This window comes from Micromonospora sp. NPDC007230, assembly GCF_042869115.1.
Lineage (GTDB): Bacteria > Actinomycetota > Actinomycetes > Mycobacteriales > Micromonosporaceae > Micromonospora.
This window is the reverse complement of record NZ_JBIAFE010000009.1, coordinates 249,370-263,733: the sequence shown is the minus strand read 5'-3', so window position 1 is coordinate 263,733 and position 14,364 is coordinate 249,370. Positions and strand designations below refer to the sequence as shown.

Below are 14,364 nucleotides of genomic sequence, written 5' to 3'. Positions count from 1 at the left end.
CTCGTGGGGTGGCCGGGGCCGGCCGTTCGGCGGCCGGCCCCGGCGGCGGCTACCGGTATTCCTTGGCGACGTCGTCGGCCAGTCGCTGGCCGTCGGCGAGTGCCTTCTCCACGGTGGTGCTGCCGGCGATGGCGGCGGAGACCTCCTGCGAGACCTTGGTGCCGAGGTCGGCGAACTCGGGGATGCCGACGAACTGCACCCCGAGCGCGGGACGGGGCTGCCGGCCGGGGTTGACCGGGTCGGCCTCCTGGATCGACTTCAGGGTGAGGTCGGCGAAGGCGGTGGCGGACTGCCGGTACTCCGGGATCTCGTAGGTGGACTGGCGCTTGCCAGCCGGCACCCGGGACCAGCCGAGGGAGGAGCCGACCAGCTTCTCGTACTCCTTGCCGGTGGCCCAGGCGATGAACTTCCAGGCGGCGTCGGCGTTCTTGGTGGTCTTCGGCATCGCGAGGGCCCAGGCCCACAGCCAGCCCGACGACGTCGTCCGGTTGACCGGCGCGTACGCGTAGCCGACCTTGCCGGCGACCTTGCTGGCGCTGGCGTCCTCCAGCGTGCCGGCGGCGGAGGTGGCGTCGTACCACATCGCCGCCTTGCCCTGGCCGAAGGTGTTCAGGCACTCGGTGAAGCCGGCCTGCGGGGCGCCGGGCTCACCGTGGGCGCGGATCAGGTCGACGTAGAACTTCGTCGCCTCGGTGAACTCGGGCGCGTTCACCTTCGGCGTCCAGTCCTTCTCGAACCAGGTGCCGCCGAAGGTGTTGACGACGGTGGTCAGTGGCGCGAAGAGTTCGCCCCAGCCGGGCAGGCCGCGCAGGCAGATCCCGGCGACGCCGGCCTTCTTGTCGTCCAGCGTCGCGGCGAACTGTGCCACCTGCTGCCAGGTCGGCCGCTCCGGCATGGTCAGACCCTTGGCCGCGAAGAGTTCCTTGTTGTACATGAGAAAGGACGACTCGCCGTAGAACGGCGCCGCGTAGAGCTTGCCGTCTTCACCGGAGAGCGAGGCGACCATCGGCTTGAGCAGGTCACCCTCGTCATAGCCGCCGTCGGCGTCGGCGTACGAGCTCAGTTCGTGCAACCAGCCGTTCTTGGCCCAGATCGGTGCCTCGTACGCGCCGATCGTCGCCACGTCGTACTGTCCGCCCTGGGTGGCGACGTCCTGGGTGACCTTGTCGCGCAGTTCGTTCTCCGGCAGGATCGTGAACCGCACCGTGATCCCGGTCTGCTTGGTGAAGTTGTCGGCGGTGACCTTCGCCAGGTCCTCCATCTGCGGGTTGCCGACCATCAGCACGGTGATGGTCTTGCCACCCCCCCGGGCCGGACGAGGAGCCGCCACCGGCTCCGGAGCAGGCGGTCAGAGTCAGGCCGGCCGCGACGGCGACCGCGAACGCGCCGCGCCATCGGCGAGGAGACCGTGTTCTGGACACAGTGAACCTCCATGGGTGGTGGTGGGGTTGTGGTGGAGGCGGGTCGGCCCGGCGCTCAGACGCGCAGCACCACGGGGCCGAGCAGCGAGTAGCGGTGTGCCTCGGACGCCGGTAGCGCGGTGTCCGTGACGATGGTGTCGACGTCGGCGACGTCGGCGAAGCGACAGAAGCTGTGGCCGCCGAACTTGGTGTGTACGCCGGCGAAGACCACCCGCCGGGCCACCCCGATCGCCTGCGCCTTGACCGCGGCCACGGCCGGGTCGGGCGTGGTCAGCCCGTGTTCCCGGGAGATCCCGTTCGCGCCGACGAAGGCGAGGTCGATGACGAAGCCGGCGAGCATGGCGGTGGCCCAGTGGTCGACGGTGGCGAGCGTGCGGCCGCGGACGCGGCCGCCGAGCAGGAGGACCGTGAGGGTGGGTGAGTGGGCCAGCGCCGCGGCGGTGTGCAGCGAGGCCGTGACGACGGTCAGCGGTCGGTGGGTGGGTAGCGCCTCGGCGATCAACTGCGGGGTGTAGCCCTCGTCGATGAAGATCGACTCCGCGTCGCCGACGTGTTCGACCGCGGCGGCGGCGATCCGCCGCTTCTCCGCGACCATCCGGGTGGTGCGGGTCTCCAGGGTGGTCTCGAAGCGGGCCGTCTCCACCGGGTACGCGCCACCGTGCGTGCGCCGCACCACGCCCTGCTGGGCCAGCATGCTCAGGTCGCGCCGGACGGTCTCCGGGGCGACGCCCAGGTCGGCCGCCAGCTTCTGCACGTCGACCTCGCCGTGCCGGCGGGCCAGCGTGAGGATGTGGTGTCTGCGTTGCGCTGCGTCCACCTGGCACCTCCCCGACTCGTGCCTCTGTTTCTAACACCGCCGAACGGGCGTGACGACGGTCACATCTTGGGTAATGACTTGGGTTTGCCGCCCGGGATGCCGCCCGAACGGGCAGCGGAGACCGGGCGCATCCGGCATACCTCTCTTTTGGCTCGCCCGTTTCTCGCCATCCGCTGCCCGATCTCGACCCGGCCCGCCCGAGCGGGCCGGGCGGGGACCGGCCTGCGGCCCCGCCCGGCCGGGTCAGGTCCGGCGGGCGGCCAGCCAGACCGCCACCACCAGGTACGGCACCAGGGCCACCGCGAACGCCACGGCGTTGCCGGCGGCGGTGGCGACCGCGCCGTAGCCGGCGTAGACCGCGATGATGCTCAGGTCGGTGGCCATCCCCGCGGCCGAGGTGACCGTCGCCCGGCTCGGCCCGGTGATCCGCGACTGCAGCCGGACATCGGCGAGCACCGTGGCGAGTTGGAACGCGCCGAACGCCGCCCCGATCAGCACGAACCCGGCCGGATGGCGAACCAGGGCACCGGCGGCCAGGGCCACCGCCGCGACCACGAGCAGGGCCGCGTACCCGCGGGTGGCCAACCGCTCCCCCACCGGGGTCAGCAGCCCGCCGAGCGTCGTGCCCGCCCACACCAGCACGAGCAGCAGCGGCACCCGGTCCAGCGCCACGCCGGTGTCCCGGGCCAGCAGCGGCGTGTACTCCTCCAGCGCGCCCCAGATCGCGGCGACGGCCGGGACCAGCAGCAACGCGGCCCGGACCGACCGGTCGGCGCGGGCCTCGGCCAGCCCGCCGCGCAGACTCGCCAGCCACCCCGGATCGGCGTCCGATCCGTCGTCGTCGGCCGGGCCAGTGCCGTCGGCCGGGCGGTGCTCGGGGAACCGGGTCGCGACCGCCGCGGCGAGCAGGCAGGCGGCGACGCTGGCCGCGCCGACGGCCCGGTAGCCGCCAAGGGCGAGGACCGGGCCGGCGAGTCCCATCGCGGCGAGCACACCCAGGATCTCGGCGGTCTTCGCCCGGCCCATCAGGCGGGCATACCGGCCGGTGGCGTCGAGCCGGTCGAGTTCGGTGAAGACCAGCGCCTCCAGGGCGCCGGAGCGCAGTGCCCCGCCGGCGCCCCAGAGCAGGAAGCCGACGGCGAACGCCGGGTAGGACGGGACGAGCACCCAGAGGGCGAAGCCGGCGGCGGGCAGCAGCGGCGCGAGGCAGAGCAGCAGCCGCCGGGAGACCGCGTCGGCCCAGGCGCCGGAGGGCACCTCCAGCAGAATGCCGGTGGCCGACCAGATGACGAACAACGAGGAGATCTGCCCGACCGACAGCCCGGTGTCGGCGAAGAGCAGCGCGTAGAGCGGGTAGAGCAGGACGAGGTCGGTGAGGAACGCGTACGCGTAGAGCGTCGCCGCCAGCGGGCGGACGTCGGATCGGCGCGCGGAGACAATGAGCATGGAGGCCTTCCCACGGGGACGTGACGGACACCGGACATGCGGTGTCCGCGGCGGCCCGCGGCCTCGGCCTTCAGGGTGGGATCAACATCGCCAGGTCATGCGCCGATGGTAGTCGGCGCCGGTCGTCCCCGCCGCCCCGCCAGACGCGAAACCGGGGTGGGACCCGGCTGGGCCCCACCCCGGTCGCGACGCGGGCGGTCAGCGGCGGAACTTCTCCGCGGTTGCCGGCGGGATCACCATCGTGGCGTCGTTGTCCACCGCCTGCCCGGCCGTGGACTGCCGCGGGGTGGCCGCCGCGCCGGCGTGCGGCATCGGCTGGGTGGGCTCCGCCGCACCGTGCGGGCCGACCGGCTGGGTCCGCTCCGCCTCGGCGTACGGGCTGCCCAGCTGGGCCGCCACGTCCCGCCGCCCGGCCTGGTACGCCCGGGCGTGCTCGGCGATGGTCCGGCGCTCCTCCTCGGCACGAGCCAGCCAGCTCTCCCAGCGGGCCTGCATCGGCCGGACCAGCCCGCCGCCGACGCCGACGACCAGGATGCCGCCGATCGTGGCGAGCACGGCGATCAGCACCGGGGTGGTGACCGTGGTGGCGACACCGATCTGGTTGAGCGCGGCGATGACGCCCAGGCCGAGGATGAACACCGAGACGATGTTCGCCAGCACCCGGCCGTAGGAGAGGCCACCGAGGGCGCTGGCGATGATGTCCTTCACCGCCTTGGCGATCGCCGCGGCCACCACCACGATCACGATGGCGACGAACGCCTTGGGCAGCCACGCCACCACGCCGCGGATCAGGTCCGAGATCGGATTCGGGCCCCAGATGCCGAACGCGAGCTGCAGGGTGACCAGCAGCACCGCGTAGTAGGCCAGCTTGGCGACGATGTCGCTGGCGTCGTACTTCGAGCGCGCCAGCGCGGTCTTGATGCCGCCGCGCTCGACGGCCCGGTCGAAGTGCACCCGCTCCAGGATCTTGTCCACGAGCTTCAGCACGGCCTTGGCGATCAGCCAGCCGACCACCAGGATCGCGATGAAGGCGACCGCCTTGGGCAGGAACAGCATCACCGAACGGAACGCGTCTCCCACCGCGTTGCCGAAGTTGTCTCTCATCGAATGGCCTCCACCCATGTGTTCCGGTCAGTCCCGTGAGGACCTACCCCGGGCACACCGGCGGAAAACGCGGTCAGCCCCCGCCGGCAGCGGTCAGCGACCTGCGCGCCGGCCTGTGCCGGCGACGGCGACATCCTCCAGTGCCGGGCCCTGGCCGACGTGATCATGAGCTCGACGATGCTGTCCCGCCGGAGCCGATGGCGGAAGCCCGCCGGTCAGATCGCGGTGGCCTTGACGACCTTCCACTCCCCGTCGACCGGGACCATGGTGAGCACGACCCGGTTCTGGTCGACCTTCTCCCCCGCCGTGGTCACGTTCCGCCGGTACTGGTTGAGGAAGAGCAGCAGCTCCACCCGGTCGCTGTCGGCGCTGACCACGCCGGTGGCGGACACCTCGGCCAGCACGACCGCCTGCTGCTTCGTGGCGGTCTGCTTGAGCGCGGCGGTGGTCTGCGCGTACTCGTCGGCGAACGCGCCGGTGGCGAAGGTGCGGCCGTTGGCGATGCTGTCGTCGAAGGTGCGGTAGTCGTAGGAGAAGAGTGCCTTCGCCGCGGCGGGCGCGGTGGCCAGGGCCTGGCGTACGGCCTGGTCGCGCTGGCCGGCGCGGCGGTCGCCGTACCAGGCGGCGAGGGCCACCGCCGCCACCAGGACCAGCGCGACGACCAGGGTGGGCACGGGGCGCAGCCGCGGCGGGCGGCGCAGGACGGTCGGGACACGCATCGAGGTCTCCTCCTCCGGTCAGCCGACGAACTGGAGCTTGAACACCAGCCAGTCGCCCGAGTCCTTGTCCCGGACCAGGTCGAGCTGGATCCGGTAGTGCGACGGCCGCCCGTCGGGTGACTTCACGTTCTTCACCGTGGCGTCGACCGCCACCAGCACCACCGCGTGCCGGCGGTCTCCGGAGACCAGGCCGGCGCGCAGCACCGTGCCCTGCGACTGGACCTTGTTCTCCACCACGGCCGTGCGGACCTGCGCCTGGCCGCGGGTGAACTCGTCCTTGAAGTCGCCGGTCGCGCCGGCGGTGATGCGCTGCAGGTCGCGGTCGACGCTGGCGGCGCTGACCGAGACGAAGTTGACGGCGGCCTGCCGGGCGGCGGCGACGGCGTCGCCGCGGGCCTGGTCGGTGGCCCGGTCGACGTACCAGCGGTGGCCGTAGACGCCGGCGGCGGCGAGGGCGGCCGCGAGCAGCACGACGAGCAGTGCGGTCAGCGCCCGGCCGCGGCCCGGCGTGCCCGGCGCCGCCTCGGCCCGTCCGCCGTCGGCCGCCGCGGTGGCGTCGGCATCCTTCGCCTTCGGGTCGGCCCCGGTGTCGGTGCCGGCCTCCTTGTCGTCAGGGTCGGGGGGGTCTTCGAGCCCGACGGGGTCGGCGACGACCTTCAGGTCGCCGGCCGCCGCGGGGGCCGCCACCGGCTCCCGGTCGAGGCGTTCCAGCACCTGCTCGATCGGCTCGGCCGGCCGGGGCACGGGACGGGTGACCAAGCGGCGTCGCGCCGGGGACGGGCCACCGGCCAACGCTCCCTTGATGACTTTCAGCGTGGTGTTCCTGCGGCTGGTCATCGCCACCTCCTCGGGTACGCCGGTCACGGGGTCACCCCGGCGAGCAACAGCTGTTTCCAGGACTGGTCACCGGCCGTGCGGTACTGGCCGCCGGTCCCGCCGAACTGCAGCGGTCGTCCGTCGGAGCCGAGCACCAGGCCGGTCGCCGGGTCGTAGCCGGCGTTCGCCCCTGGGTCGGACGGCGGCGGCGCCGGCTCCCGGCCGGACGGTCGGGGGGCGTTCTGGGCCCCGCGTACGCTGGCACCGGCGGCGCGCTCGTTGCCGCTGCACCTGGTGCTGCCGCCCCGGTAGACGCAGGACGGCGGATCGCCGGCGTTGACCACGAGGCCCAGGTGGGCGGTGCCGTCACCGGGGGTGACGGTGAATCCGCCGGCCACCGCGATCGGGTACGTCACGAGCAGCTGCTCGATACCGGGCAGCCGCCGGGCAGCGATGCCGTTGACCGTGACCAGGTTGCCGAGCAGCGCCCCGACGTCGGGTTCCAGGCCGCGCAGCAGCGCCCGCAGCTCGGCGCCGGCCGGCGGTCCGGTGGCGAGCAGCCGGCGCAGGTCCGGGTCGGCGGCGCGGATGGCGGCGGCCAGCTCGGCCAGGCCGGCTGACCAGCGGCGCAGCGCCTCGGCGGACTCGGCCTGGGTGGTGAGCACGGTCCGGGCGTCGCGAATCAGGGTGAGCGTCTCGGGCAGCCGGGTGTCCGCCTCGGTGAGCAGGGCGTCGCCCGCGTCGAGGATCCGGGCGAGGGCCTGCTCGTTGCCCTCGAACGCGGTGCCGAGCTCGGTGATCAGCACGCTCAGGTCGTCCGGGTCGACCGAGCGGACCAGGGCTTCGAGGTTGGTCAGCAGGGTCTCCGGGGCGAGCGGGAGGCCGGTGCGGTCGGCCGGGATCACCGCCCCGTCGGCAAGGTAGGGCCCGCCGTCGCGGTCGGGGCGCAGGTCGAGGTACTGCTCGCCGACGGCGGACCGCTGGGTGACCACGGCCCGCAGCGCGTCGGGCACGCGTACGCCCCGGTCGATCCGCAGGTCGGCGCGGACCCCGTCGGCGCGCAGCGCGACGGCGGTGACCCGGCCGACGGGCACGCCGCGGTAGGTGACCGGGGCGTTGGCGAACAGGCCGCCGGCCCGGGCGAGGTCGACGTGGACGACGTAGCCGGTGCCGAACAGCCGGTCCCCGAGGCCGACGTAGCGGATCCCGACGTAGCTGACGCCGAGGAGGCTCACCAGCACGAAGGCGAGGACCTGGAGTTTCGCGGTGCGTCCGATCACTTGATCAGCCCTCCTCCGAGGAGGTCGGTGAGGCCACCGAGCTGGCCGATGACGGCCCCGGTCACCGGGAGCACGCACTGGGCGGTGAGCACGGTGCCGTCGGGCAGCTCGGTGCCGGCGGGGAACGCCGTGCCGGGCGGCACGAGGCCCTTGGGCAGGAGCAGCCCGCCGAGCGGCACCGTCGAGCCGGGCTTGAGCAGCTGGCAGCCCTCCGGCAGCCCGCACTCCTCGGGCGGGGTGAAGATGGCCGGGAAGTTCTTCAGATCCGGCAGACACCCGGTCAGGGGCAGCTCGGGGAGGATGCCGCCGGGCTTGCCGCCGGGCCGGTTCGGGCCGGTGCCGGGTGACCGGGGCGCGGTCGGCGCCTTGGCGCCCGGGGCGGGGCGGTTCCGCTGGGCCGGGGCGGGTGCGGCGGCCACCAGGTTGGCCAGGATGCTGGCGGCGTCCAGGTCGGCGGTGACGGACAGGTTCACGAAGTCGCCCACGATGGCGCCGGTGACGTTCGGCGGGAACGGGTACGACAGCATGAAGTCCAGCGACTTGGGCAGGTCGTCGCCGGCCCGGGCGAGCTGCTCCAGGATCGGTTGCAGGGAGCGTACGGCGGCGACGGTGTCCGCCCGGCTGCGCTCGACCACCCGGGTGCCGACCGTGCCGAGCTGGCCGAGGGCGGTCAGCGCCTTGGTGAGCTGGACGCGTTGTCGGGCCAGGACGGTCAGCCCGGGCGCCAGGGAGTCCAGCGCGTCGCCCACGACCTGCCGTTGCCGGGCGAGGCGGCCGGTCAGCCGGTCGAGCGCGTCGATGGCGCGGACGATGTCGGCCTTCTGCCGGTCGAGCCCGGCGAGGAAGGTGTCGAGCTGGGTGAGGGTGTCCCGCAGGGCGGGTTCGCGGCCGGCGAGCGCCTTGCCGAGCTCCTCGTTGATGGTCCGCAGCTGGGCCAGGCCACCGCCGTTGAGCAGCAGGCCGAGGGCGGCGAGGACCTCCTCCACCTCGGCGCCGCGGGTGGTGCGGGACAGCGGGATGAGGTCGCCGTCGGCGAGCCGGCCGCGGGCGGGCTCGGTGGGCGGCGGGGCCACCGTCACGTACTTCTCACCGAGCAGGCTGCTCTGCCGTACGGCGGCGGTGGCGTTGGCGGGCAGCCGCACGCCGCGGTCGATGCGCAGCCGGACCCGGGCGTGCCATCCGGACAGGGAGATCTTCTCCACGCTGCCGACGGTGACGTCGTCGACCTTGACGGCGGCCTGCGGCACCAGGTCGAGCACGTCGGCGAACTCGGCGTTGATGGTGTAGCCGTCGCCGGCCGGCTTGCCGCCCGGCAGCGGCAGGTCCGCGACCTCGGGCAGGCCGCAGCCGGCGGGCAGCAGCGCCACCGCGAGCGCGCCGGCCAGCAGGCGGAGCAGCCGGGCGCTCATGCCGGACCCCGCAGGATGCCGCCGAGCGTCGGGTCGCTCGTGGTGGTGGGTGGTAAGCCGCCCGGCGCCTCGTCGGCGGTCGGCGCACCGGGGGAGCTGATGGAGCCCGGTGGGGACCCGCCGGCCACCGGGGCGCCGGGCGGCAGCTTGAGCAGCTTGCGCAGCTGGTCGGTCAGGGGCAGGTTGCGGGAGTGCAGGGTCTGTGCGAGTGCGGTGCACTTCGCCGGCACCTCGGCGGCGGGGAGCTGGTCCACGATCAGTGAGCAGACGAAGCTGGCCGGGTCGTACGGGCCGAGCGGGTTGTCGCGGGTGTCCAGCGTCCCCGAGCGTGCGTTGTACGCGAGGTTGAGGTTGCTCAGCGCCAGCGGGGCCACGTCGAGGATCTGGACGACGGCCTGCTGCTGGCGGACCAGGATGCGGGTGATGTCCGCCAGCGCGGTGACGTTGGAGGTGAGTGCGGTCCGGTTCTGCCGGACGAAGGTGGTCACGTCGGCCAGCGCGGCGGCCAGGTTGCGCAGCGCGGCGGCCAGCTCCTCCTTCTCCCCCGCGAGCTGCTCGGCGACGTCGGCGAGCTGCTGCTGGAAGCGGCGTACCTGCTCGTCGCTGCGGGCCAGGGTGGTGGTGAAGCGTTGCAGGTTGGCCACCGTGCCGAACAGGTCGCCGCGGCCGTCGGAGAGGGTGGTCAGCGCGCGGGACAGCCCGTCGAGGGTGTCGTGCAGGTTGGCGCCGTTGCCTTCCAGGTTGGCCCGGCCGGTGGTGACCAGGTCGGACAGGGCGCCGTCAGCGTTGGCGCCGGTCGGCCCGAGGGTGCGGTTGAACTCGTCGAGCGCCCGGTAGATGTCGTCGATCTCCATCGGCGCGGCGGTCCGCCCGACCGGGATCTCGGCGCCGTCGGCGAGCGCGGAACCGCCGGTGAACGCCGGGGTGAGCTGCACGTACCGGTCGCTGACCACGCTGGGCGGGACGATCAGGGCCTGGGCGTCGGCGGGGAACCGCAACGCCGGGTCGTAGCGCATCTCGACCCGGACGGTGCGCCCCTGCGGGACGACCTTCTCGACCTCGCCGACGCGGACGCCGAGCACCCGGACGTCCGAGCCGGGATACACGCCGACCGCGCGGGTGAAGTAGGCGACGACCCGCCGTTGGGGTGCCTCGTGCCGCCACACCACAGCGCCGACGGCGCCGGCGAGAAGCAGGACGGTGGCCGCGGCGAGCGGGCGCCGCCAGCGCTGGACCGGACCGGGCATCAGCGTCCTCCCGTCGTGGGCAGGTACGGCTGGAGCAGGCCGTCGACGTACGAGTCGAACCACCGGCCGTTGCCGACCACGTTGGCGAACGCGGTGACGAACGGCCCCATCCGCTTGATGGTCTGCTCCAGGTCGTCGCGGTTGCGTTGCAGGACGGCGACCACGTCGCGCAGCTTGCGCAGGGCCGGTTCGAGCTGGGTGCGGTTGTCGGCGACCAGCCCGGACAGCTGGGTGGCGAGCTGGTCGGTGCCGACGAGGAGCTGGTGGATGGCGTCCCGGCGGCGGGTGACCTCGGTGAGCAGCTTCTCCCCGTCGGTGACGAGCTTGCGGAACTCCTCGTCGCGTTGGGCGAGCACGCCGGTGACGTCCCGGGCGCGGGCGAGCAGGGTGCGCAGCTCGGCGTCGCGGCTGGCGACGGTGCGGGACAGCCGGGACAGCCCGGTCAGGGAGGTGCTGACGCTGGCCGGGGTGTCGGCGAAGGTCTGCGACAGGGTGGTGAACGCCTGCGCGAGCTGGTCGGTGTCGACCTTGTCGAGGGTGTCGGCGAGCCCGGTGACGGCCTGGACCACGTCGAACGGGGCGGCGGTGCGGTCGAGCGGGATCTGGGTGTGCTCGGGCAGCTTGCCCGGTCCGGCCGGGGACAGGGCGAGGTACTTCTGGCCGAGCACGGTCTTGATCCGGATGGTGGCGCCGGTGTCCCGGCCCAGGCGTACGCCGTCGTCGTCGACCCGGAAGCGGACCCGGACGTACGGCTGGCTCTCGCGGGCGAGTTCCACGGCGGTCACCACGCCGACGCGCACCCCGGCCACCCGGACCTCGTTGCCGGTGGCGAGTCCGCTGGCGTCGTGGAACGCGGCCTGGTAGCTGCGGCCGGTGAGCGCGGCGAGGCGGTCGAGCTGGAAGGCGCCGAGCAGGGCGGCGAGGATCACGGTCAGCCCGACGGCACCGACGACGACCGGGTTGCGTTCGCGGAAGGGTTTCACTGGCTGCCTCCGGTGGCGCAGCGGGCGGCGGTGGCGCTGACGCCGGGCGTGGTCAGCGGCGGCTGGCCGGCGACGGCCACCCGGCCGTCGAAGTCGCAGAGGTAGAAGTTGAACCAGGAGCCGTACGAGGCGACCCGCGTCAGCGACTCGTAGCGCTGTGGCAGCCGGCCCAGGGTGGCGTCGATGACGGCGGAGTTGCGGTCGAGGGTGCCGGCGAGATCGCCGAGGGCGCGGACGTCGGCGGCCAGCGGCGGCCGGGTCTGGCGCAGCAGCCCCGCGGTGGTGTCGGTGAGCTCGCCGAGGCTGACCAGCGCCTCGCCGATGGCGGTGCGGTCGGCGGACAGCCCGGAGACGAACTGCTGGAGCTGGGTGACGCTCTCGTCCAGTTGCTGGTCGTGGCTGGCCAGGGTCGCCAGGACCTGGTTGAGGTTGGTGACGACCCGGCCGATCACGGCGTCCCGGTCGGCCAGGGTGTTGGTCAGCGAGGCGGTGCGGCGCAGCAGGCTGGCGACCGTGCCGCCCTCGCCCTGCAGCACCTGGATGATCTCGTACGCGAGCTTGTTGACGTCGTCGGGGTTGAGCGCGGTGAACAGCGGCCGGAACCCGTTGAACAGCACGGTCAGGTCCAGCGCCGGTTTGGTCTGGGTGAGCGGGATCAGCCCGTCGGCCCGTAGCGGCCGACCGTCGCCGGGTCCCTCGGTCAACGCCAGGTAGCGCTGCCCGACCAGGTTGCGGTAGCGGATGGCGGCGCGGACGCTGGTGGCCACCGGCACGTCCCGGTCGACGGTGAAGGTGACCTCGGCGACGCTGTCGTCGACCACGGCGATGTCGCTGACCTTGCCGACCCGCACTCCGGCGATGCGGACGTCGTCGCCGGGCAGCAGGCCGGTGACGTCGGTGAACCGGGCCCGGTAGGCCACCCCGCCGGGCGGGAACGCGCCGAGGGTCTGCGCGAGCAGCGCGGTGGCCAGCAGCGTCACCGCCGCGAAGATCACCAGTTTGACCAGCGCGGGCGTCGTCTTCCCGGTCATCGCGCGTTCACCACCGCTCCACGTAGCAGCGGCCCCCAGAGCAGCACCGCGATGTCCGGCACCTCGGCCGGCGGGGTGCCGGTGAGGCCACCGACGAGGGGTTTGAGCAGGGCCTGTTCCGCATCGGTGCCGGCCTGGCCCATGGCCGGGGAGGCGGCGGCCGGGGCTGCGCCGCCGGACGCGGCGGGCAGCCCGACGGGCAGCAGCGGCGGGGTACGGGTGCCCCGGTAGTCGTAGCCGTCGGCGACCGGCACCTGCGGGGCGGGCATCGGCGGGTCGGGCAGGTGCCGGCAGTTCGGGCCGTCCTGGGCGCCGTAGACCGGCTCGTCGCGGCCCCGCTCGTAGGGGCCGCCGTCGCGGGTGACCTCGAGGGTGATGTGCATCCGCCCGCCGGAGAAGACCTCCTCGACCCGGGGTTGCAGGGCGACCAGCCCGCTGACCAGGCAGGGGTACTCGGGGGCGTAGGTGGCGAGCAGTTCCAGCACCGGCCGGCTGACCTTGCCGAGGTGGATGAGCTGGTCGCCGTGCCGGTCCAGGAAGCCCCGGGCGGTGTCGGCGGTGTCGGTGGTGTCGGCGAGGAACGCGGCGAGCTGGGTGCGCTGGTCACTGACGGTGCCGGCGGTGACGGTGACGTCGCGCAGCAGGGCGAGCAGGTCGGGCAGCGCGGCGTCGTAGCTGTCCAGCACGACGGCGAGCTTGCGGAGATCCTCGGCGATGGTGGGCAGTTCCGGGTTGAGCTGCCGCAGGTACGCGCCGAGCCGGGTGAGGTTCGCCCCGAGCTGGTCGCCGCGTCCCTGCAGGGCGGTGGAGATCGCGCCGAGGGTGGCGGCGAGCTGGTCGGGGCGGATCGACTGCAGCAGCGGCAGCGCCTGGTCGAGCACGCGTTCCAGCTCGACGGCGGTGCGGCTGCGGTCCTGGCTGATGACCGAGCCGTCACGGATCGGTCCGACGGTGCTGCCCGCCGGCGGGACCAGTTCGACGTACCGCTCCCCGAAGAGGGTCTTGGGCAGCAGCCGGGCGGTCACGTCGGCGGGGATCCGGCCGGTGGTGGCCGGGTCGAGCGCGAGGCCGATGACGGCGCCGCCGCCGTCGCTGCGGACCGAGCGGACGTCGCCGACGACCACCCCGCGTACCTTGACGTCGGCGCCCTCGAGGAGGTGCAGGCCGGCGCGGTCGGCGTGCAGGGTGACCCGGTCGACCGGGGTGAACGCCTTCCGGTACTGCAGCACGGAACCGGTCAGCGCCGCGGTGAGCAGGGCGATGAAGACGATGCCGAGGACACGGTGTCGCATGGTCACCCCGCGATCCGGACGGTGGTGGTGGCGCCCCAGATGGCCAGGGACAGGAAGAAGTCCACGACGTTGACGGCGACGATGGCGGTACGCACGGCCCGTCCGACCGCGACGCCGACGCCGGCCGGCCCGCCCTGGGCGGTGTAGCCGTACCAGCAGTGCACGAGCACCACGATCACGCTGAACACGAGCACTTTGCCGAAGGACCAGAGCACGTCCCCGGGGGGCAGGAAGAGGTGGAAGTAGTAGTCGTAGGTGCCGGCGGACTGGTCGAAGTAGACGACCGCGATGGTGCGGGTGGCCAGGTAGCTGGAGAGCAGGCCGATCACGTAGAGCGGGATGACCGCGATGAAGCCGGCGATCATCCGGGTGGTGACCAGGAACGGCAGGGACGGCACGCCCATCACCTCCAGCGCGTCGACCTCCTCGGAGATCCGCATCGCGCCGAGTTGGGCGGTGAACCCGCAGCCCACCGTGGCGGACAGGGCCAGCGCGGCCACCAGCGGCGAGATCTCCCGGGTGTTGAAGTACGCGGAGACGAACCCGGTGAACGCGCTGCTGCCGATCTGGTCGAGCGCCTGGTAGCCCTGCAGCCCGACCTCGGTGCCGGTGAAGAAGGTGAGGAAGCAGATCACGCCGACGGTGCCGCCGAGCACGGCGAGTGCGCCGGTGCCGAAGCTCACCTCGGCCAGCAGGCGGATCACCTCGCGCTTGTAGCGGCGCAGGGTGCGTGGCGCCCAGGCGAGGGCGCGCAGGTGGAAGGCCAACTGCCCGCCGAGGTCGTCCAGGTAGCGCAGCA

The 14,364-nt window shown here is 73.4% G+C and carries 13 protein-coding genes; all 13 read right to left on the bottom strand.

The genetic code is table 11. The features are described from left to right. Window positions 1–49 precede the first annotated feature (49 nt). Complete coding sequence (locus ACFYML_RS15795; protein ID WP_387421291.1) at window positions 50–1,330, bottom strand: ABC transporter substrate-binding protein; 1,281 nt, start codon at window positions 1,328–1,330, stop codon at window positions 50–52. A gap of 146 nt (window positions 1,331–1,476) precedes the next feature. Continuing rightward, window positions 1,477–2,238, bottom strand: coding sequence for a DeoR/GlpR family DNA-binding transcription regulator (locus ACFYML_RS15790; RefSeq protein ID WP_073834528.1), 762 nt, complete (start codon window positions 2,236–2,238; stop codon window positions 1,477–1,479). A gap of 243 nt (window positions 2,239–2,481) precedes the next feature. Continuing rightward, complete coding sequence (locus tag ACFYML_RS15785; RefSeq protein WP_387421290.1) at window positions 2,482–3,684, bottom strand: MFS transporter; 1,203 nt, start codon at window positions 3,682–3,684, stop codon at window positions 2,482–2,484. Window positions 3,685–3,882: 198 nt separating this feature from the next. After that, complete coding sequence (locus ACFYML_RS15780; RefSeq protein WP_387421289.1) at window positions 3,883–4,788, bottom strand: hypothetical protein; 906 nt, start codon at window positions 4,786–4,788, stop codon at window positions 3,883–3,885. Between the two features lie 215 nt (window positions 4,789–5,003). Beyond that, a complete protein-coding gene (locus ACFYML_RS15775) occupies window positions 5,004–5,507 on the bottom strand; it encodes a hypothetical protein (protein WP_387421288.1) in 504 nt (167 codons plus the stop codon). Window positions 5,508–5,525: 18 nt separating this feature from the next. Then, a complete protein-coding gene (locus ACFYML_RS15770; RefSeq protein WP_387421287.1) occupies window positions 5,526–6,344 on the bottom strand; it encodes a hypothetical protein in 819 nt (272 codons plus the stop codon). Between the two features lie 23 nt (window positions 6,345–6,367). Then, window positions 6,368–7,603 carry an MCE family protein gene (locus ACFYML_RS15765; protein ID WP_387421286.1) on the bottom strand — a complete coding sequence of 412 codons (1,236 nt, stop codon included), beginning with the start codon at window positions 7,601–7,603 and terminating at the stop codon, window positions 6,368–6,370. Next, on the bottom strand, window positions 7,600–9,012 hold the full coding sequence (locus ACFYML_RS15760; RefSeq protein ID WP_387421285.1) for an MCE family protein: 1,413 nt from the start codon (window positions 9,010–9,012) through the stop codon (window positions 7,600–7,602). Before ACFYML_RS15760 ends, ACFYML_RS15765 begins: the two co-directional genes overlap by 4 nt. Then, a complete protein-coding gene (locus ACFYML_RS15755) occupies window positions 9,009–10,259 on the bottom strand; it encodes an MCE family protein (protein ID WP_387421284.1) in 1,251 nt (416 codons plus the stop codon). The genes ACFYML_RS15760 and ACFYML_RS15755 overlap by 4 nt, the downstream gene beginning before the upstream one ends. Next, window positions 10,259–11,242 (bottom strand): MCE family protein, encoded by a 984-nt coding sequence (locus ACFYML_RS15750; protein ID WP_387421283.1) that lies wholly within the window; start codon window positions 11,240–11,242, stop codon window positions 10,259–10,261. Before ACFYML_RS15750 ends, ACFYML_RS15755 begins: the two co-directional genes overlap by 1 nt. Next, window positions 11,239–12,273, bottom strand: a complete 1,035-nt coding sequence (locus tag ACFYML_RS15745) for an MCE family protein (RefSeq protein ID WP_357440321.1) — start codon at window positions 12,271–12,273, stop codon at window positions 11,239–11,241. Before ACFYML_RS15745 ends, ACFYML_RS15750 begins: the two co-directional genes overlap by 4 nt. Continuing rightward, window positions 12,270–13,565 (bottom strand): MCE family protein, encoded by a 1,296-nt coding sequence (locus tag ACFYML_RS15740; RefSeq protein WP_387421282.1) that lies wholly within the window; start codon window positions 13,563–13,565, stop codon window positions 12,270–12,272. The genes ACFYML_RS15745 and ACFYML_RS15740 overlap by 4 nt, the downstream gene beginning before the upstream one ends. Before the next feature lie 2 nt (window positions 13,566–13,567). Next, window positions 13,568–14,362: an ABC transporter permease gene (locus ACFYML_RS15735; protein WP_338013282.1), complete on the bottom strand. Its 795-nt coding sequence runs from the start codon at window positions 14,360–14,362 to the stop codon at window positions 13,568–13,570. Window positions 14,363–14,364: the final 2 nt, after the last annotated feature.

What these genes read in the sequence shown, in the direction of transcription:
- ACFYML_RS15785 (WP_387421290.1), bottom strand. Translation starts at nt 3,684, where the DNA reads ATGCTCATTGTCTCCGCGCGCCGATCCGACGTCCGCCCGCTGGCGGCG.
- ACFYML_RS15780 (WP_387421289.1), bottom strand. Translation starts at nt 4,788, where the DNA reads ATGAGAGACAACTTCGGCAACGCGGTGGGAGACGCGTTCCGTTCGGTG.
- ACFYML_RS15775 (WP_387421288.1), bottom strand. Translation starts at nt 5,507, where the DNA reads ATGCGTGTCCCGACCGTCCTGCGCCGCCCGCCGCGGCTGCGCCCCGTG.
- ACFYML_RS15770 (WP_387421287.1), bottom strand. Translation starts at nt 6,344, where the DNA reads ATGACCAGCCGCAGGAACACCACGCTGAAAGTCATCAAGGGAGCGTTG.
- ACFYML_RS15760 (WP_387421285.1), bottom strand. Translation starts at nt 9,012, where the DNA reads ATGAGCGCCCGGCTGCTCCGCCTGCTGGCCGGCGCGCTCGCGGTGGCG.
- ACFYML_RS15755 (WP_387421284.1), bottom strand. Translation starts at nt 10,259, where the DNA reads ATGCCCGGTCCGGTCCAGCGCTGGCGGCGCCCGCTCGCCGCGGCCACC.
- ACFYML_RS15745 (WP_357440321.1), bottom strand. Translation starts at nt 12,273, where the DNA reads ATGACCGGGAAGACGACGCCCGCGCTGGTCAAACTGGTGATCTTCGCG.
- ACFYML_RS15740 (WP_387421282.1), bottom strand. Translation starts at nt 13,565, where the DNA reads ATGCGACACCGTGTCCTCGGCATCGTCTTCATCGCCCTGCTCACCGCG.